The organism is Pseudomonas sp. Xaverov 83, assembly GCF_019352905.1.
In the GTDB taxonomy this organism is placed as follows: domain Bacteria; phylum Pseudomonadota; class Gammaproteobacteria; order Pseudomonadales; family Pseudomonadaceae; genus Aquipseudomonas; species Aquipseudomonas yamanorum.
Map to the genome: position 1 here is coordinate 1 of NZ_JAAAFU010000059.1, position 19,367 is coordinate 19,367.

The 19,367-nt window shown below is 62.8% G+C and carries 15 protein-coding genes; 10 read left to right on the forward strand and 5 right to left on the reverse strand.

Going from position 1 to position 19,367, the window contains the following annotated elements; translation table 11 throughout:
• The first annotated feature begins 284 nt into the window (after nt 1-284).
• The 8 genes from K0H47_RS19270 (at nt 285) to K0H47_RS19305 (ending at nt 10,654) form a co-directional block, all read left to right on the forward strand.
• Nucleotides 285-1,946 (forward strand): ABC transporter substrate-binding protein, encoded by a 1,662-nt coding sequence (locus K0H47_RS19270; RefSeq protein ID WP_219273428.1) that lies wholly within the window; start codon nt 285-287, stop codon nt 1,944-1,946.
• Nucleotides 1,943-2,923 carry an ABC transporter permease gene (locus tag K0H47_RS19275; RefSeq protein WP_093199022.1) on the forward strand — a complete coding sequence of 327 codons (981 nt, stop codon included), beginning with the start codon at nt 1,943-1,945 and terminating at the stop codon, nt 2,921-2,923. The genes K0H47_RS19270 and K0H47_RS19275 overlap by 4 nt, the downstream gene beginning before the upstream one ends.
• Nucleotides 2,920-3,783, forward strand: coding sequence for an ABC transporter permease (locus K0H47_RS19280; protein ID WP_219273429.1), 864 nt, complete (start codon nt 2,920-2,922; stop codon nt 3,781-3,783). The genes K0H47_RS19275 and K0H47_RS19280 overlap by 4 nt, the downstream gene beginning before the upstream one ends.
• Nucleotides 3,780-5,495, forward strand: a complete 1,716-nt coding sequence (locus K0H47_RS19285) for an ABC transporter ATP-binding protein (protein ID WP_219273430.1) — start codon at nt 3,780-3,782, stop codon at nt 5,493-5,495. Before K0H47_RS19280 ends, K0H47_RS19285 begins: the two co-directional genes overlap by 4 nt.
• A gap of 20 nt (nt 5,496-5,515) precedes the next feature.
• The gene (locus K0H47_RS19290) at nt 5,516-6,724 is read left to right on the forward strand and encodes an acyl-CoA dehydrogenase family protein (RefSeq protein ID WP_063031612.1); all 1,209 of its coding nucleotides are present in this window, start codon (nt 5,516-5,518) and stop codon (nt 6,722-6,724) included.
• Nucleotides 6,721-8,160, forward strand: a complete 1,440-nt coding sequence (locus K0H47_RS19295; protein WP_219273431.1) for an MFS transporter — start codon at nt 6,721-6,723, stop codon at nt 8,158-8,160. Before K0H47_RS19290 ends, K0H47_RS19295 begins: the two co-directional genes overlap by 4 nt.
• Nucleotides 8,160-8,672: a GNAT family N-acetyltransferase gene (locus K0H47_RS19300; RefSeq protein ID WP_219273432.1), complete on the forward strand. Its 513-nt coding sequence runs from the start codon at nt 8,160-8,162 to the stop codon at nt 8,670-8,672. Before K0H47_RS19295 ends, K0H47_RS19300 begins: the two co-directional genes overlap by 1 nt.
• 176 nt (nt 8,673-8,848) lie before the next feature.
• A complete protein-coding gene (locus K0H47_RS19305; protein WP_219273433.1) occupies nt 8,849-10,654 on the forward strand; it encodes an ABC transporter ATP-binding protein in 1,806 nt (601 codons plus the stop codon).
• Nucleotides 10,655-10,689: 35 nt separating this feature from the next.
• Here K0H47_RS19305 and K0H47_RS19310 read toward each other — a convergent pair whose 3' ends face one another.
• Nucleotides 10,690-11,778, reverse strand: coding sequence for a sigma-54-dependent Fis family transcriptional regulator (locus K0H47_RS19310; RefSeq protein ID WP_063031608.1), 1,089 nt, complete (start codon nt 11,776-11,778; stop codon nt 10,690-10,692).
• A gap of 8 nt (nt 11,779-11,786) precedes the next feature.
• Nucleotides 11,787-12,974: an acyl-CoA dehydrogenase family protein gene (locus K0H47_RS19315; protein WP_219273434.1), complete on the reverse strand. Its 1,188-nt coding sequence runs from the start codon at nt 12,972-12,974 to the stop codon at nt 11,787-11,789.
• 412 nt (nt 12,975-13,386) lie between these two features.
• Between K0H47_RS19315 and K0H47_RS19320 the strand changes: the two genes are divergently transcribed.
• Entirely contained in the window at nt 13,387-15,492 is a 2,106-nt protein-coding gene (locus K0H47_RS19320; RefSeq protein ID WP_093199001.1) for a TonB-dependent receptor domain-containing protein, read from the forward strand.
• Between the two features lie 159 nt (nt 15,493-15,651).
• Here K0H47_RS19320 and K0H47_RS19325 read toward each other — a convergent pair whose 3' ends face one another.
• Nucleotides 15,652-16,116, reverse strand: coding sequence for a hypothetical protein (locus tag K0H47_RS19325; protein WP_063031603.1), 465 nt, complete (start codon nt 16,114-16,116; stop codon nt 15,652-15,654).
• A 133-nt stretch (nt 16,117-16,249) separates the two neighbouring features.
• On the opposite strand from K0H47_RS19325, the gene K0H47_RS19330 reads away from it, so the two are divergent.
• Nucleotides 16,250-17,530 (forward strand): MFS transporter, encoded by a 1,281-nt coding sequence (locus tag K0H47_RS19330; protein ID WP_219273435.1) that lies wholly within the window; start codon nt 16,250-16,252, stop codon nt 17,528-17,530.
• Here the strand turns inward: K0H47_RS19330 and K0H47_RS19335 are convergent.
• Together K0H47_RS19335 and K0H47_RS19340 are read right to left on the reverse strand one after the other, a co-directional pair.
• Nucleotides 17,522-19,063: a cryptochrome/photolyase family protein gene (locus K0H47_RS19335; protein WP_219273436.1), complete on the reverse strand. Its 1,542-nt coding sequence runs from the start codon at nt 19,061-19,063 to the stop codon at nt 17,522-17,524. The genes K0H47_RS19330 and K0H47_RS19335 overlap by 9 nt on opposite strands.
• Nucleotides 19,060-19,365: a DUF6482 family protein gene (locus tag K0H47_RS19340; protein ID WP_093198989.1), complete on the reverse strand. Its 306-nt coding sequence runs from the start codon at nt 19,363-19,365 to the stop codon at nt 19,060-19,062. Before K0H47_RS19340 ends, K0H47_RS19335 begins: the two co-directional genes overlap by 4 nt.
• Between the last annotated feature and the right edge of the window lie 2 nt (nt 19,366-19,367).

Sequence of the window (19,367 nt, forward strand, 5' to 3'; positions counted from 1 at the left end):
GCACACCGAGCCTAGGCGAGGTGCCGAGTGGTGGGGCAAGAGCGTTTTGCTTACTTTTGCGCTGTTCAAACGTGAGCCGCTGTAAGAGCGGAACCATAAGTGGCCGTTACCGCAGCAACGGATATGTACTCCCCCCAAGGCCAGATGTTGCCTGGCCAACAGTTGCCGCACACATTGTCGTTTTCAGCCATCACCTAAACCCCCAATGCCCCCTGTTTACGGCCCCAAAAACCCGGCATGCCTTGTGCAATGACCCAGTTCCCGGACTTTAGGCCTCTCCAATCATGCAAGACCCCGCCCCTTACCCGCGACGATCCAGCCCGTTGCTCCTCATCGGCACCGCCACACTCTGCAGCCTGCTGCTCGGCTGCGGCCAAAGCAGCTCCACCGTCACCCGCAGTGACCAACCGGTAAAGGGCGGCACCCTGGTCTACGCCACCGACCGCGAACCCACCTGCCTCGACCCCCATGTGGCCGGCGACATGCCTCAGGTGTTCGTCGCCCAGCAATACCTCGACTCCTTGGTCTCAATGGACACCGACGGCCGCATCGGCCCCTGGCTCGCCAAGACCTGGGAAGTCTCCCCCGACGGCCTGACCTACACCTTCCACCTGCGCAACGACGTGCACTTCACCGACGGCACCCCGTTCAACGCCGCAGCGGTCAAGGCCAACCTCGACCACATGGCCAACCCCAAGACCCAATCCAGCACTGCAGGCGGCTACATCCGCCAATACCGCAGCACCGACGTGCTCGACGAATACACCGCAGTGGTGCACCTCGCCACGCCTTACGCCGCGTTTCTGGAAGTGTTGGCCCAAGGCTTCCTCGGCATCGAGTCCCCCACCGCACTGCTGCGCTCCCGCGACGTGAACTGCGAAAGCCCGGTCGGCAGCGGCCCGTTCAAGGTCGTGCGCTGGGACCGCCAAAGCCAGGTCGAACTGGTGCGCAACCCCGACTACAACTGGGCCCCACCCACCGCCAAGCACCAAGGCCCGGCCTGGCTCGACCGGATCGTCTGGAAGTTCATCCAGGAACCGTCCGTACGCTTCGCCTCGTTGCAGGCCGGCGAGGTCGACGTGATCGAAGCCTTGCCTCCCGAATCCCACGAGGCCGCGCGACGCAACCCGGACCTGACCCTGGTGATCGCCCAACGCCCCGGCAACCCCACCAACGGCACGCTGAACATCACCCGTGCGCCGTTCGATGACCTGCGGGTGCGCGAAGCCTTCGTGCGCAGTTCCGACATCGAGGGCGCGTTGAAGAGCGTGTACTTCAACGAATTCCCCCGCGCCGGTGGGCCGTTGAGCCCGGCCACGCGCTTCTACAGCCCGGAATTCCAGCACGCCCAGGATTACGACCCGGCCCGTGCCGCGCAGTTGCTCGACCAGGCCGGCTGGACCCAGCGCGACAGCGACGGCTATCGCACCAAGGACGGCAAGCGCTTGCAAGTCCACGTGGTGATGGGCAACCGCACGCCACCGTCGGAATACACCTTGTGGGAGCAGGTGCAGGCCACCACCCGGCAGGTCGGCTTCGAGCTGATCGTCGACCAGATGAGTGACGTGCAGGCCACCAAGCGCCAGGCCGACTGGGACTACGACATTCGCCTCGGCTACTGGAACACCAACACCGCCGACGTGCTGCGGATCATCTTTGGCAGCGAGTTCATCCGTCCGGCAGGCGTCGGGGGTTATCACCAGAACACCGCAGGCTTCAGTGATCCGGCCTTCGACACGCTGATCCAGCAGGCCCTCACCACCCAGGACAGCGAGCAGCGCCGGGCCCTGTATTACCAGGCGCAGAAAATCGCTTCCAGCCAGTACCTGCAACTGACCACCTACCCGCAAAGCACGCGGCTGGGTATCTACAAGACCACCCAGGGCGTGCGGCTGGAGCCGTCGCTGGCGGTGACGTATCTCTATGACGCATGGGTGAATAAATGAGCAGTCCATCACTTGCCAACCCTCGCCACGAGCGCCTGGCCCGGCTCGGCAAACGTGCGCTGTGGCGTCTTGCCGGCGGGGTGCTGGTGCTCTGGGCGGTGGCCACGCTGACTTTCTTTGCTTTGCGCCTGATGCCCGGTGATCCGGTGCTGGCGATCCTCGGCGGCCCGAGTGGCAATCCCACTGCTGAAACCATCGCTGAAGCCACTCGCGAATACGGTCTCGACAAGCCTCTGGCGGTGCAATATGCGCTGTACCTCGGGCGGTTGGTGCAAGGTGACCTGGGGGTTTCCTATTCCCAGCACCTGCCGGTGACCCGCGTCCTCGCCGAGCAATCCTGGCCGACCCTGGAACTGACCCTGACCTCTCTCGCACTCGCCTGGGTCCTGGTGCTGGCGCTGACGGTGCTGACGGCGGGGCGCCGGCGCTGGGTTGCCAGCCTGGCCTCGTTGGCCGAAACCCTGGCCGCCGCGTTGCCGCACTTCTGGCTGGGGATTCTGTTGCTGGCGGTGTTTGCGTTCGGCCTGCGGCTGTTCCCGCCGGCGGGCAGTGATGGCTGGCGCACCCTGGTGCTGCCGTCGTTCGCCCTGGCCATTCCGCTGGCCGGGTTTATCGCCCAGGTCACCCGCGAATCCCTGGACCTGACCCTCGACCAACCCTTCATCCTGACCGCCCGCACCCGTGGCCTGAGTGATTTCAACGTGCGCTTCAAACACGCGTTGCGTCACGCCGTGTTGCCGGGCATCTCGCTGTCGGGTTGGGCCATCGGCGCGCTGATCAGCGGCGCCGTGGTGATCGAAGTGATCTTTTCCCGCAAGGGCCTCGGCCGCCAGTTGTACCAGGCGGTGCAGGCACAGGACCTGCCGCTGACCATCGGCATCAGCCTGGTGGTCGCCGCCGGTTACGTGCTCGCCAATATTCTGGTCGACCTGCTGTACCTGTGGGTCGACCCTCGCCAACAGGAGCTTCCAGCATGAGCGGCCTGACCCTGGAAACACCGCTGCCTGCGCTGCGGATTCAGCGCACCACTCGCACCCTGCGCCTCGGTCCGCTGTTGGCGATTACCTTTTTGCTGCTGGTGATTGTCGCGGCGCTGGTGCCGCAGTTGTTCGCCTACAGCGACCCGCTGGCCATCGTGCCCCGCGACGCATTTCATTCGCCGAGCCTGGCACACTGGTTCGGCACCGATCAGTCGGGGCGGGATATTTTTTCGCGGGTGATCTACGGCACTCGCCAGTCGTTGTTTATCGGCCTGGCAGCCACGGCGATTGCCATGAGCATCGCCATCGTTCTCGGGCTGGTGGGCGGCCTTGGCGGCGCGCGGGTGGACCGTGGCGTGGGTTGGTTGCTGGAAGTGCTGTTTGCGTTTCCGAGCCTGATCCTGGCGCTGCTGTTCGTGGCGATCTTCGGCAGCGGCATCGGCCCGCTGATCGTCGCCACCGGGCTGGGCAGTGCGCCGGGTTACGCACGCATGGTCCGTGGCCAGGTGCTGGCGGTGCGTAACGCGGGCTATATCGAAGCTGCCCGGGCTCTTGGGCATCCGCCGCTGCGCATCATCCTGCGCCAGTTGCTGCCGAACGCCATGCGTCCGTTGATCGTGACCCTGACCATGGGCGTGGGCCAGGCGATTGTCTGGGCCTCGGCCCTGAGCTTTCTCGGCCTGGGCGCCCGCCCGCCGGCGCCGGAGTGGGGGACCATGTTGTCCATGGGCCGCGACTTTATCGCCAACGCCTGGTGGCTGACGTTCTTCCCCGGCCTGTTCATCGTTCTCACCACCCTGTCGACCACGGTCACTGGCCGTTACCTGCAACAACGCCTGGAGGGCCGTCTTTCATGAGCGACCAGAAACGCTTGATCGTTGAAGGCCTGTCCATCGAGTTTGCCGGGCAGTCCGTCGTGCGCAATTTGTCTTTCACTCTGGAACCGGGCAAGACCCTGGCGCTGGTGGGTGAATCCGGTTCCGGCAAAAGCGTCACCGCCCGCAGCCTGATCGGCCTCGCAGGTGCTGGTGCCAGGGTTACCGCACGTACCTTGAGCTATGACGGGGTGGATTTGCTCAGCCTGTCGGAGCGGGGCTGGCGTCGTTTGCGTGGCAATGGCATCGGCTTTGTATTGCAGGACGCTCTGGTGTCCCTCGACCCGTTGCGGCCGGTGGGCAAGGAGATTCTCGAGGTGCTGGAGACCCATCGCTGGGGCGACCGTCGCAGCCGTGGCGAACGGGTCATCGAACTGCTGGACCTGGTGGGCGTACCCGAACCGCAACTGCGTGCCCGCCAGCGTCCCGATCAACTCTCCGGCGGCCTGCGCCAGCGTGCGCTGATTGCCAGTGCACTTGCGTTGAACCCCGGCCTGGTGATCGCCGATGAGCCCACCACGGCGCTGGATGCCACGGTGCAGGCGCAGATTCTGCAGGTGTTGCAGCAGATCAAGGCCCGTGGCGATTCGCTGCTGATCATCAGCCATGACCTGGCGGTGGTCGCGCAACTGGCGGATGAGGTGCTGGTGCTGCGGCACGGCGAAGTGGTGGAGCAGGGGCCGATGGATCAGGTGCTGCTCAACCCGCGCCACGCCTACACCCGCTCGTTGCTGGATGCGGTGCCCGCCGAGCATGCCCGTGGCACACGCCTGTCGCCGGAGCGCAGCAATGCTGTCGCGCAACCACGGCCTGGCGCGGATTCGCCGGTGCTGCTCAAGGCATCTGGCCTTGGCAAACGGTATGTCGGCCCCGATCAACAATCGCGCCAGGTGGTGGATAACGTCAGCTTCGAGCTGCGCGCCGGTCGCACCCTGGGCATCGTCGGTGAATCCGGCTCCGGCAAAACCACCGTGGCGCGCATCGCCCTCGGCTTGCTGCAACCGGATGCCGGCGAGGTGCGTTTTCTCGACCAGCCATGGGCCGCGACAGGTACCGAGCGGGTCGAGGAAAAGATCCGCCGTGTGCATCGCCGGGATATCAGCGTGATCTATCAGGACCCGCTGAGTTCGTTCGACCCGCGCTGGACAGTCGGGCAGATTCTCAGTGATGCGCTGGACGTTGCCGGTATCGCCCTCGAGCAACAGGCGGCACGAGTGGCGCAGTTGCTCGACCAGGTACGCCTGGCGCCGCAGCTGGCCGAGCGCCGGCCGCTGCAGCTGTCGGGCGGGCAACGCCAGCGCGTGGCGATTGCCCGGGCGATTGCCAGCAACCCCAAGGTGATTATCTGTGACGAGCCGGTGTCGGCGCTGGACGTGTCGGTGCAGGCCCAGGTCCTGGATTTGCTGGCCGACCTGCAAGCCTCACTGGGCCTGGCCTACCTGTTTATTTCCCACGACCTCGGGGTGATCCGCCACGTCAGCGACGAGGTGCTGGTGATGCGCCACGGCCAGGTAGTGGAAAGCGCCAGCGTCGAGACGTTGTTCGAATCCCCCCAACACGAATACACCCAACGCCTGTTGGGCGCAGTGCCGCGCCTGCCCGGCAGCGGTACGCAGCTGGTGGTGCCGGCCCTGGAGCCGGAAAACCCCGGCTGGCTGTTTGATGAATCGCGCCTGTGGAAAATCGCCATCTAGACCTGAATCAAGGAAGTGCCATGAGCAAGTTGTCTGCTGTACCCACGCCGCCGGTTGTGACGGTGGCCGAACTGAACGCCCGTGCCGACCGCATCCTGCCGCAGATTGCCGCCGGCGCTGCGCAACGTGAGCGTGACCGCCAACTGCCTTATGAGGCCGTGGCGCAGATCGCCAAGGCCGGGTTGTTTACCGTGCGGATTCCCAAGCGGTTTGGCGGCGCCGGTGGGACGGTCAAGGACGTGATCGCCTTGCTGATTCGCATCGCCTCGGCCGACTCCAACGTGGCCCAGGCCCTGCGTCCCGGTTTCGGGTTTGTCGAAGGCCTGCTGGCGTCCCGCGCTGAGGGGGCAGAGGAGGAGCGCGAGCGTTGGTTCGGGCGCTACCTGCAAGGCGCCGTGATTGGCAATGCCGGCTGGGAAGTCGGCGGTGCCAACGGTTCGATCAGTGCGCGCATCGTGCGTGACGGCGAGCACTTTCGCGCTTCCGGCAGCAAGTACTACAGCACCGGTTCGTTGTATGCCGATTGGGTCAGCGCCGTGGCCTTGGACGAGAATGACCAGCCCGTATCGTTCATCCTGCCCCGGGACCGCCAGGGCCTGGAGTTGCTGGATGATTTCGACGCCATGGGCCAGCGCCTGACGGCCAGCGGCACCACCCATCTGCATGATGTGCAGGTGTTGGCCAGCGAGATCCGCACCCGCACCGTCGAGGAGGGCAAGCGCACGATTGTCACGCCGTTCCTGCAAGTGTTCCTCGCGGCGGTGCAGGCCGGTATTGCGCGCAATGCGCTGAACGACGCAGTGACCTTTGCCAAGGAGCATGCGCGGCCGATCAAGCACAGCAGCGCCACGCGTTCGGTGGACGACCCGTACGTGGAACTGAGCGTGGGCGACGTTTCGGCCCGGGCCTTTACCGCCGAAGCGGTGGTGCTGCACGCGGCGGACTCCATCGACCGCGCCTGGGCTGCGGATCTTGATGCGGTGGCCGTCGACCAGGCGGCAGTGGATGTGGCCCAGGCGCAATACATCGCGGCGGAGTCGGCACTCAAAGCCGCCGAGCTGGTGTTCGACGTCGGTGGCGCCTCCACCACTGGCCGCGCCCATAACCTGGATCGGCACTGGCGCAACGCGCGCACCGTGGCCAACCACAACCCCCGACACTGGAAAGCCGCGGCCGTGGGCGCCTGGCAACTCAAGGGCACGCCGCCACCGACCTCGGGGCTGTTTTGAACAAAGCCCTCGATCTTTCACACCCCTTGGGCGAGGTAGGCACCGGGCATGCGCGCCGGGTGCCGATGATCATCGGCTGTGCGCTGTTCATGGAACTGATCGACGCCACGGCAGTGCTCACCGCACTGCCGCAGATGGCCCAGGATTTCGGCGAGCCCAGCGTGCGCATGAACCTGGTGGTGTCGCTGTACCTGCTGGCGGTGGCGCTGTTCGTGCCGGTGAGCGGTTGGGCGGCCGACCGGTTCGGGCCGCGCCGGGTGTTTATCAGTGCCATCGTGCTGTTCACCCTGGCGTCGGTGGCCTGTGCCTGCTCGGGCTCGTTGCTGCAGTTGTCCCTGGCGCGTTTGGCCCAGGGGGCTTCGGGCGCGATGATGGTGCCGGTGGGGCAGGTGATCCTGCTGCGCTGGTCGGCGCGGGAAAACCTGCTGCGCGCCATGTCGTACCTGACAGTCGCGGCGCTGGTGGGGCCGTTGCTGGGGCCGCCGTTGGGCGGGCTGCTGGTGACGGTGCTGTCGTGGCACTGGATCTTCCTGATCAACCTGCCGATCGGCGTGCTCGGGGTGATCCTGGTGCTGCGCTACATCCCGGACTATTCCGGGACGCCCGGCCAGCCATTGGACGTTCCCGGCCTGTTGCTCAGCGGTGTGGCATTGGGCGGGCTGGTGTTCGGCTTCGAGGTACTGGGCCACGGCCTGTTGCCGCGCCAGTGGGCGTTGCTGCTGATTGGCGGCGGGTTGTTGAGCGCCTGGCTGTATGTCCGGCATGCGCGGCGGACGGCGCACCCGTTGATCGATTTTTCATTGCTGAAAATACCCACCTTCGCGGTGAGCTTCTGGGGCGGCAACCTGATGCGCATCGGCAGTGCGTCACAGCCGTTTTTACTGGTGCTGCTGTTTCAGCTGTGTTTCGGGCTTAACCCGTTGCAGGCCGGGCTGCTGAGCGTGGCCGGTGGTGCAGGCGCGTTCCTGATGAAGATGCTGGCGGTACGGATCGTCAGTCGCTTCGGTTTCCGTCGCACCTTGATCAGCAATGCGGTGCTCACCGGTGCAACCCTCCTGGCGTGCAGCCTGTTCGAGGTATCAACACCTTACTGGCTTGTAATACTGGTGTTATTTGGCAGCGGGATCATTCGCTCGCTGCAATTCAGCACCCTCGGGGCATTGACCTATGCCGACGTGCCACCGGAGCAATCCAGCCGTGCCAGCAGCCTGTCGGCGATGACCATTCAACTGACCTTGAGTTTGTCGGTGGGCATCGCGGCGGGACTGCTCGGCTTGATCATGGCCGTGCGCGGGCATGCCACGGTCGAGCAGAGTGATATCGCCTGGATCATGGTGGGGGCCGGATTGCTGTGTGGATTATCGGGGCTGGTTTATCGCAGGCTGTCGCCGCAGGCGGGCTCGGCGATTTATGCAAAACGCGCAGAGGGAATTTGATGATTCGGGCAGCACTTATCGAAGACGCAGGTGAGATCGCCTGGGTGCATATTCGTAGTTGGCAGCAGGCTTATCGTGAGCTGATGCCTGCGGATTACCTGACTTCGCTGGAGGCGACGCAGCCTCGGCGTGAAGCCTTTTGGCGGCAGTCGATTGAGCAAGGGAACGAAGCCGTGTTTGTCGCGGAGGTCGGGGGGCGTGTGGTGGGCTGGATTGTCGTCAACTCGAGCCGTGATGAGGATGCTGATCCGGGCGCAACCGGTGAAGTGCAGGCGCTGTATGTGCTGGCCGAGCATTGGGGAACCGGAGTGGGCCGGGCGCTGTGGCTCAGGGGGCTGGAACATCTCGCCAGCCTGGGGCTGGAGACGGCGACGTTGTGGGTACTGGCTGAGAACCTGCGGGCAGTGCGCTTTTACCAAAATGCAGGATGGTTAGAGCAGCCCGGGTCAAGCCGGACCCTCACCCGGGGCGGTCGTAAGCTGGAGGAAGTTCGCTATGTAAGAGCGAATTGAGATCGTTCCCACGCTCTGCGTGGGAATGCCGCTCTGGACGCTCTGCGTCCGCTCTTAAAATCGTGACGCAGAGCGTCACCGGATGCATTCCCACGCAGAGCGTGGGAACGATCACACTCACCATTTTTGCCTGAAAGCTGCGCGGCCACAGGCGTCATTCAGGAATGTCATTGGCCATGAGCTCGTCTTTTTCATTGTTTCGCACCTGGAATGTCCAACACTTGCCGTCGACGCCGGCGGCGTTTGTGCGGCATTTCATCGGTCATTTCAAAGGGTGGTACCTGGCGATCCTGCTGCTGCAGATTGCCGCCGTGGTGTGTTCGATTCTGACGCCCTGGGGGCTGGGGCAGATCACCCGCACCGTCAGCAACGGCTTAGAGGCTGAGCGCGCCTTTGAAGTGCTGCAATGGCCACTGACACTGCTAAGCGCGCTACTGGTGTGCCAGGTATTGTTTACCCGCGCATCCGCAGGCTGCCATATTCACGTCTTGCCGTTGCAGCGGCGCACGGTGACGCATGTGGTGTTCGCTTATCTGCAACAGCATTCCCATCGTTTCATCAGCAATGAGTTCGCCGGGGCGCTGGCGCATCGGGTGGCGGAAATTACTCTGGGGGTGAATCAGACCCTGAGCATCTTGTTGTTCGACCTGATCCCGCTGCTGGTGACGCTGAGCCTGGCCACGGCCTTGCTATGGACCGCATCGCCGTTGTTGGCGCTGTTCATGGCGGGGTGGTCGGTGGCGTTCATCGCCATCTGTTACGTGCTCGCACGCCGCAGCCATCCTCTGGCCCAACAATATTCGGCAGCGCGCAGCACCAGTACCGGCAAGGTGGTGGATGCGGTCTCCAACCTGGCCAATATTCGTCTGTTTGCGCGCCACGCGTTCGAGCACAGTTACCTCGGCACTTTCCTCGACAAGGAGGTGGCGGCTGCCTACCGATCCCTGGGGTATATGGAGAAAATTCGCTGGTTCCAGGCTTCCTGTGGCGTAGTGCTTAAGCTCGGCTTGTTATTGCTGGCGCTCTACCTGTGGCGCAGCCACCGTATCGACATTGCTGCGTTTGTCATGTCCACCAGCCTTTCGTTGTTGATCATCAGCGATGTGGAAAACCTGTCGCGACGCTTTCTCGAATTCTTCGAAGCCACCGGCAACATTGCCAACGGCGTACGCACCTTGATCCGCCCCCATGAAGTCATCGACCAACCTGGTGCCAAGGCCTTGCAGGTCAAGCGCGGCGATATCGAGTTTCGCGACGTGGGCTTCAGCTACAGCGCCGGACGGCCGATTTTCGAACACCTGAATATCGTGATTCCCTCCGGCCAAAAAGTCGGCCTGGTGGGCGCTTCGGGTTCCGGCAAGTCGACGCTGCTGAGCTTGCTGCTGCGCCTCTACGACGTCCAGCAAGGCCAGGTGCTGGTGGACGGCAAGGACGTGCGCGACGTCACCCAGCATTCGCTGCACCAGCAGATCGGCCTGATTCCCCAGGAGCCCGGCCTGTTCCACCGCAGCATTCGCGAAAACATCCATTACGGCCGCCTGGATGCCTCGATGGACGAGGTCGCCGAGGCGATCCACCGCGCCGGCGCCAGTGAGTTTATCGACAGCATGGAACACGGCTACGAGTCGCTGGTGGGCGAGCGTGGGGTCAAGTTGTCCGGCGGCCAGCGTCAGCGCATTGCGATTGCCCGGGTGTTGCTGAAGAACGCGCCGATCCTGGTGATGGACGAAGCCACTTCAAGTCTGGACTCGATCACCGAGCGCTTTATCCAGGACAAGCTCGACGAAATCATGGAAGACAAGACCGTGCTGGTGGTGGCGCACCGGCTGTCCACCGTGGCCCATCTGGACCGAATCCTGGTGTTCGACAATGGCCGGGTGATCGAGGACGGCAGCCACGAACAGCTGCTGCGTCAGGGCGGGCAATATGCGCGGTTGTGGAGTCGCCAGTTCAGCGATGCGCTGGATGAAGTCGCAATGTGATCAGGCGGCGTACCGGGTACGCCGCGCAGTGCAGGTCAGATCGACAGGTGCAGCACCCGCTCGTCTTTGGCGCCAGCCAGCGGGCGGCGCTTGTTGACCTTCAGCTCACCCAGGTTGATCAACAAGGTGCGGGTCACGTTGCGGCTCAGCCCCAGCAACTCGGCGGTGTGCACCTGGTTGTGATGGCACAGCCGGTAAGCGGCGGTCAGCAGGCTGCGCTCCACCTGTTCGTGGAGGTTGTCGATCTGTTCTTCGAACAGGCGCTGGAAGGCCAGGTCAAGCAGGTCATGGGCCGTGGTGCTGTCTTCCTGGCGTTCGATACGCAGGTTGGACATGCGCAGGTCATCGGCCTGGATCACGCCGTCACGGCAGATCAGCAGGGTGTGGTGGATGACGTTTTCCAGCTCGCGAATATTCCCCGGCCAACTGTAGGTGGCCAGCCGTTGCTCGGCGTCCTTGCTCAGGATCACCTCGCCATACCCCAGGCGGCGGGTGTAGGTGTCGATGAAATACTGCACCAGCGGCAGGATATCGCCGGGGCGGTCCCGCAGTGGGCTGAGTTCCAGGTTGACCACGTTCAGGCGGTAGAACAGGTCCTCGCGAAAATGCCCGGCGTTGATGGCTTTCTCCAGCTGCACATTGGTCGCCGCCAGCACCCGCACGTTGATCGGTATGCTTTTGCGCGACCCCAGGCGCACCACTTCACGTTCCTGTAATACCCGCAGCAGCTTGACCTGGATCGACATCGGCAGGTCGCCGATTTCATCGAGGAACAGCGTGCCGCCGTTGGCTTCTTCAAACCAGCCAGCCTTGGCGCTGAGGGCGCCAGTGAACGCGCCTTTCTCGTGGCCGAACAGCTCGGCCTCCACCAATGATTCGGAGAACGCTCCGCAATTCACCGCCACGAACGGCTGCTCCTTGCGGCCGCTGAGGTTGTGGATATGACGAGCCACCAGCTCTTTGCCGGTGCCGGTTTCGCCGATGATCAGCACGCTGGCTTCGCTCGGCGCGACTTGTTGCACATGCTTGAGCAAGGCCTTGGACCTGGGGTCTTCAAACACCTGGGCGGTGGCACGGATGGAAGTGGCAAGGGCGGGCGAGGGCGGTAGGGTGAGCAGTTGCATGGCAATCTCTACGAATAGAACGTCGGGATGGGCGGGGTACCGTTCAGTGCCCATTCGCCCAGTTCATGAAGCTTGTAGTCCAGCGGGTCATGCAGGCTCTGGGTGCGCAAGTTGCGCCAGTGCCTGTCGAGGGCTACCGAGGCGTTGGTCGCCCGCGCACCGGTGACCTCGAAGACCTTGCTACACAACTCCAGGCCATTGCGGCTGGCGGCGACTTTGGCGGTGGCGATGGCAATCGCAGCTGTGCCGCGTTCCTCGCTGGTCAGGGCCGAGCCCTTGGCCCATGCCGCATCCAGTACCTCACCGGCGCGCTCCACCAACAGGCGGGTGCTTTGCAGCGCCACCCAGAAATCGCCGTAGTGGCTGAGGATGTAAGGGTCCTGGGTGCTGTGGCTGGCGCTGGATCGGAACCATGGGCGGGCTTCTTCCAGGGTGTATTGGCGCGCTTCTTCGAATGCGCCCTCGGCGATGCCGAGGAAGATATTCGCGAAGTGCAGTTGCGCAATCAGCGGGCGCAGGCAGGCGAACGGCGTGCTCAACGGCCCCGGGTCCAGCAGCAGGTCGGACTCTTCCACGCGTACGCGCTTGAAGGTCACGCTGCCGCTGTCGGTCTGGCGCTGGCCCATGTTGTTCCAGTCGTTGTGCAGGATGATCCCGCTGCGGGCGCTGGGAATCGCCGCGATCAGCAACTTGCCGCCGGCGCTTTCATCGATGGCCGAGGCGATCAGCATCTCCGAGTCGTTGGCCCCGGAGCAGAAGTTCTTCTGTCCCGAGAATTCCCGCCAGCCCGTGTGGCGCTTGACCACCGTGCGGGTGTCCAGCGGGTTCAGGGTGTTGCCCCAGAACCAGTTGTTGCTGGCCGTCAGGCTGAACCAGGTTTGCCATTGTGCGGGCGTGGCGAACAACCGGACGGTGGCGAGCATCAGGTGATGAAAGCCGAATACGTGGGCGATGGAGCTGTCGACCCGGGCGAATTCGCGCACCACCTCGAAGGTTTCCGACCAGTTGGCATCCAGCCCGCCGAATTGCCCGGGGATGCTCAGGGACAACAGGCCGCTGCTGCGCAGCTTGTCGCGTTCGGCTTTGGGCGTGCCGCCGCTGGCATCGCGGTCGACGGCGGTGCGGGCAAATTCGCTCGCCAGGTCACGGGCAATCTCCAGCGGCGTCCTGCGGGTGCAGAGTAAGTTGGCCGTCACGTGAATACCCCATTTAATTAATTTCCCTGAGCGTTGGGTAGAGCAAGACTCATACCAAGTAAATGTGGGCCGGTAACTTGCGTTTTCTGATGGGTGTGCAGGCGCGAAGAGTGCCGGATACGCAACTTTTGTTGGTCAGCTGTTGGGATTCAAACAGTTGCGCCCGAGGCCTTTAGGACGGGGGTTTGGTTATGCTTTTATCGATTAAACATATAATTAAATGTGCATTTTAAGCATTGTTGTGAAACGAACATTTCCCCAGCAAAGTGTTGCGCCTGTGACGATTAAACCGGGCGGTGGGCCCGCGTTTATTGATGTTTTGACGTGGCACGAACCCTGCAAAGTTGGATTCAGAGCGCGACTATACAAATAGATGCTCCAACTAATTAGAGACCCCAGGAGTATTTAATCCATGCGGCAACTGTTTGAACCACGCGCTCGTCGTTTTGAGTCACTGGCCACCGCGTCCAGCCTCGGCGTGCTGTTGATGTTGATACACGGCGCGGCCTTTGCCGCCCAGGCCGATCCGACCCTGGCCACGGTAGTGGTCACCGGCGCCGAAGCCACCGAAGCGCAAAAGGCCGAGAAGCAGCTGGCCAAGGTACCCGGCAAAACCGCGGTGATCGACAACCGCAAGATCGAGCAGGGCCGGGCGGCGAATGCCGAGGACGTGCTGGCGTTGCAGCCGGGAGTCTTCGCTCAGGCCACCAGCGGTTCGGGTGCCAACAAGATTTCGATCCGTGGTTCGGGCCTCAACACCTTCTACCAAGGCTATGTGCTGGGGATCAAATTCCTCTATGACGGCCTGCCATTGACCGGCCCGGGCGGCACCCAGGAAGACATGCTGGACATGGCCTCCGTGGACCACACCGAGGTGCTCTACGGCGCCAACGCTTTCCGTTATTCGGCGTTATCCCTGGGCGGCGCGATCAACTTCGTGAGCAAGACCGGCCGCACCGATCCGGGCAACTACGCGCGCTTCGAAGCCGGCAGCTTCGGCTACCGCAAGCAGCAGCTGAGTACCGGTGGCGTTGACGGCGACAACGATTACTACGTCAGCATCCAGCACAACGAACGGGATGGTTATCAGGACAACACGCCGAACAAGGGACAGGGGATCGTCGCCAACTTCGGCCACGTGTTCAGCCCGCAACTGGAGACGCGCTTTTACATTCGCTACAAGGAAGAGACTCTGAGCCAGGGCAACACCCTGACCAAATACCAGCTCAAGCACGACCCTACGAGCAACCTCGTGCCCATCGGGCGCAAGAAGGACGGCTCGACCCTGCTGGGCAGCACCACCACCTACACCTTCGACGACAATGCCAAGCTCGAAGTCGGCCTGGGCTACAACGACTACCCGCTGGACAACGGCTGGCGTTACTCGCCAACACCCCAGGAATGGCGCTCCCAGGACGTCAACCTGACCTTGCGCTACCTGCGCACCGCCGACACCTTCTTCGGCCTGCGCAGCGACAGCAGCGTGACCTTCAGCAACACCCTGGCGTACCTCGCCGATGTGAAGTCCCACAGCAAGGCCACCGGTATCACCCAGCAGAAAACCAACTACACCGGCTCCCGGGACACGGTGTTTTCCCTTGGCAACGAACTGCAACTGAATGACCGTACGTGGCTGTCCACCGGGCTGTCGCTGATTGATATCAAGCGCAAGGCGCAGATCGAATACAGCACCGGCACCAATACCAGCGCGTTCCCCAGTGGCGTTGAGTACGACGAGACCGACGTCGCCCCGCGCATCGGCCTGCGCTACCAGCTGACCCCGGAATTCGAAGTGTTCGGCAACGTCAGCCGCTCGGTGGATCCACCCGTTACCTGGCAGCTGGGCAGCACCGGCACGCCCTACATCCGTGATGTGCGGCCGCAAAAAGCCAACACCGTGGAGTTCGGTATTCGTGGCGGCCATGGCATCTTCGACGGCAGCCTGACGGTCTACCGGTCGTGGGTGCAGAAAGAACTGTTGTCGGTGGTGGTGCGCCAGGCAACCGCTACCCAGGACCAGTTGGTGGCTACCTCCAACGGCAGCGCAACCATTCACCAGGGCATCGAAGCCGGCTTGAATGCGCAACTGTGGGACGGCGGCAATGGCGACACCGTGACCTTGCGCCAGGCCTACACCTTCAACGACTTCCACTACCGCAATGATGGGGTGTTCGGCGACAACCAGTTGCCGGGCTTGCCGCGCCAGGTCTACCAGGCGGAGCTGGAATATCGCCAGGGCAGCGGTTTCTACGCGCAGCTCAATGCCCGGGCGGCGTCCAGCTATTACGTGGATTTTGCCAACTCCCTGAGTGCGCCGTCCTATACCTTGTGGGGGGCCAAGGTGGGCTACGAGGCGCCGAGCAAGAAGTGGGAGGTGTTCGTCGACGCGCGCAACCTGACCAACAAACGCTACGCCACGGCCACCAACACCGCGTACGACGCCAAGGGCCAGGACTCGGCCAACTTCTATGTAGGGGATGCGTTCAACGTGACCACGGGGGTGGCGTTTCACTTTTGATGGCAGCACAACGACCTGACAGGCAAAGCAAATGCAGTGTGGGAGCTGTCGAGCTTTAGCGAGGCTGCGATGGCATCACCTCGGTGTACCTGAAGCACCGAGGTGCCCGCATCGCAGGCAAGCCAGCTCCCACACTGGATTTTTGTAGCGGCTGGAGACTTAGTTCTGCGGCCGCTGCTTGGTCGAATCCAGCTCGGCCTTTTTACCAGTGCTGATCTCGGTGATCAGCGCCGACTTGGCGATTGCAAAGTCAAAGGTGTCCTGCATCTTGGCGATCGCATCAGTCGCTGTGCCGTTCAGGCCACCGTTGGCCGCCCAGTCGAAGTTCCACACCCCGGACAGGTTATCGGCACCCGCCACGTCATGGGTTTCAATGGCGGTGAACACGTCGGGATGGCGTTCCATGTACTGGGCAGCAGCGCTCACATCGGCGGGCACCTTGCCCGAGGCATTGCTGGCCAGTTGCGAAAGCTCTTGCTTGGTAATCGCCGATTTGCCCGACTGGCGCATGTAATCGGCGATCACCTTGCTCGACTTGGAAATATTCAACTTGTCGTCGAATACCGACGTCGAGGCTTTTTGAGTGGTCGGTCCGCCACCGGCGGGTGTTACGGTAGTAGACATCGGCGCTGCTCCCTCAATGAATTGGATGACATCGAAGCCGACGTTAGCATGGGCAATTGGCCATTTATCGCCGGCTTCACAACAATTCGCAGCGGCCGGAAAATTTCACAGCGTTTCGCACAGGGAAGGGATGGTGTTCAGGACGAATCAAGGGCAAAGCCGGTTTGCCGGTTTTTTCATCAGCCGCAATTTTTCACTTTTATGGCTGGGCCAGGCGCTCTCGTCCTTCGGCGAGTTCGTGCTGGAGAGCACGATCATCGTCTGGCTGGTGACCGATCTGTTCCGCGACAGCGCCTTTCTACCCAGCGCCGTAGGCCTGGCGGTGGCGGCCTCGGCGATCCCGCGGGTGCTGGTGGCGCCATTGGCGGGTGCCTGGGTCGACCGCCTGCCTGCGCTCTACGTGATGATCACGGCTGATGCTATTCGGGTGATCAACTTCCTGATCTTTATCCTGATCTATACGCTGTCCGGCCTCGATCAGATGCAAGTGTTCGCCGGCGTGCTGTTGTTGCTGGTGATGAACAGCAGCGCCGCGCAGTTCTTCAACCCGTCCCGGCAGGCGGTCATGCAAGTGATCATTCCCGCTGAGCGGCGGGTGGAAGCGTCGGCCAAGACGATGTTTTCCCTCACGGGTATTTCGGTACTTTCCGCTTCCGTGGGCCCGGCGCTGTTTGTGTGGGTGGGGCCGATCTGGGCGTTGCTGATCAATGTGCTGGCGTTCAGCTGTTCAGCGCTATGTATCCTGGCCACTCGAGATTTAGGGTCTGCATTGCCCGCAGAGCGCGCCTCATTCTGGCGTGGACTCTTGGCCGGCCTGCGGTTTTCCTGGGGGCACCCATCGATTCGAACCCTGCTGACCGGCGTGGCGTTATATGGCTTTTCCCTCGGTATCAACAACGTCGTCCTGTCGTTGTATGCCTTCAAAACGTTGGGCCTGAGCCCGCGTGAATATGGCCTGGTACTCGCCGCATTCCCCGTCGGCGGGCTGATGGCGGCCTTTCTCGTTCGGCCGCTGTTGAAGGCCTTGAGCATTCGACGCGCGTTCACCGTGGCGCTGTTGTGCCTGGGGCTGAGCTACCTGGGCTATGCGTTGCATCCGCCGTTTTACCTGGCCTGGGGGCTGATGTTCTGCTGCGGGCTGTGCTTTTCGGTGTTTGCCATGGTGCAGGGGCCTATGCTGCAAGAGGCCGTGCCGGCAGGCTATATGGGCCGAGTCTCCGCGACCGTGACGCCGGTGCTGGCCATTGCCTCGCTGACCGGCACCCTGGTGTGTTCCCAGACGCTCAGCCTCGTGCAAGGCGTGGATGTGTACGGCGGCTACATCGTTATCGCGGCGAGCCTGCTGCTGACGGGAGGTGGATTGATGCTGCTCGGTCAGCGTGCCGGCAAACACCAAGTCGCCCGCTCAAAGTGACTCGCCCGCATCCAGCTTCGCCAGCAGCCTCTGGCCCCGGTTCCACAGGGCGTCCTGCTTTGATTCAGGCATCCGGTCGAGATTCTTGTAGAGCATGGCCATGCGCTGATTACCCCGCAGCAGGTCGCCGTGGCGCATCAGGAAGTGCCAGTAAAGCGCATTGAACGGGCAGGCATTGTCAGCGGTACTTTCAGTGACTTTGTACGCACAGTCGCGGCAGTAGTCCGACATGCGTTTTATATATTGTCCGCTCGCGCAATAAGGTTTTGAACCCAGGTAGCCGCCATCCGCATGCATGACCATGCCCAGGGTGTTGGGCAGCTCGACCCAGTCGAAAGCGTCCATGTAGATCGCCAGGTACCACTCGCATATCTGGCTGGGCACGATGCCGGCCAGCAGGGCGAAATTGCCGGTGACCATCAGCCGCTGGATGTGATGGGCATAGGCATGTTTCAGGCTCTGGCCGATCGCCTGGCGCATGCAGTTCATTTGCGTCTCGCCCGTCCAGTAGAACTCCGGCAGCGGGCGGTTGTTGCCGAATGCATTGCCAGCGGCATAGTCAGGCATCTTCAGCCAGTACACGCCGCGTACGTATTCACGCCAGCCAATCAGTTGGCGGATAAACCCTTCGGCGGCATTCAACCCGATGCCGCCCGACCAATAGGCTGCCTCCACGTCGCTGCACAGTTGGCGCAGGTCCAGCAGGCCGATGTTCAGCGCCGCGCTGATGCGGGCATGAAACAGGAAGGGCTCGTCGCTGGCCATGGCGTCCTGGTAGTCGCCGAACCCGGCCAGGCCGTAATCCAGAAAGTAGTCCCACAGTGCCTGGGCATCGGTGTGGGTCACCGGGTAATCGAAGGTGTCCAGGTCGCCGTAGTGGCTGCTGAAGTGTTTACGTACCAGCACCAGCACTTCCTGGGTGATGGAGTCCGAGGCAAAGCGCGCCGGGTAGGGCGCTTTGGTTCCCTTGGGCAGCGCCTTGCGGTTGTCCGCATCAAAGTTCCAGGCGCCGCCGACCGGGGTGCCGTCACCGTTGAGCAATAGGCCGCTCTTGCGGCGCATCTCCCGGTAGAAGAACTCCATGCGCAGCTGTTTTTTGCCGCTGGCCCAAGCGGCGAATTCGTCACGGCTGCACAAAAAGCGGCTGTCGGCATGCCACTGGATCGGCAAGCCGCAGTCTTTCAGGGATTGTTCCAGGCGCCAGTCGCCGCATTCGGTCAGGTGCAGTTCCTGTGGCTGCATCAGCGATTGCCAGCGCCCTAGCTCGCCGGGTACCGAGCCGGTGTTTTGCGGGTCGCCCAGGGCGACGTACTGCACCCGGATACCACGCTGCTGCAACGCCTGGGCAAAGTGGCGCATGGCGCTGAAGACCAGGGCGATTTTTTGCGGATGGTGGGGGACATGGCTGGCTTCCTCCATGACCTCGACCATCAAGACGGCATCGTGCTGGCTATCCAGCCCGTCCAGTGAAACCAGGTCAAATGAGAGCTGATCGCCCAGCACCAGGCACAGGTTTCTAACGGCCTTGGTCACCAGGGCGCTTCCAGGGAGAACGGCGTTCGCAGTGCCTCAATGGGCCCTTCACGCCGGCCGCACATTTCATCATGGACGCACTGATGCACCAGGGTGCAGGGGAACGCCGGGACTGACTGCAACACGTCACGCAGGTGATTGACGGAGCGAAAGTGCAGGGGCTTTGCTGCAGCGTCCAGCAACGTGAACTGGCCGTGGTCCAGCCGGACGCGCGCCAGATAGAAACCGCCTTCCAGGGAGAGCAGTTCCATTTCACGCACGTCGCCTTGGGTGGCCAGTTGGGTCAGGGTTTGCAGGTTCATGA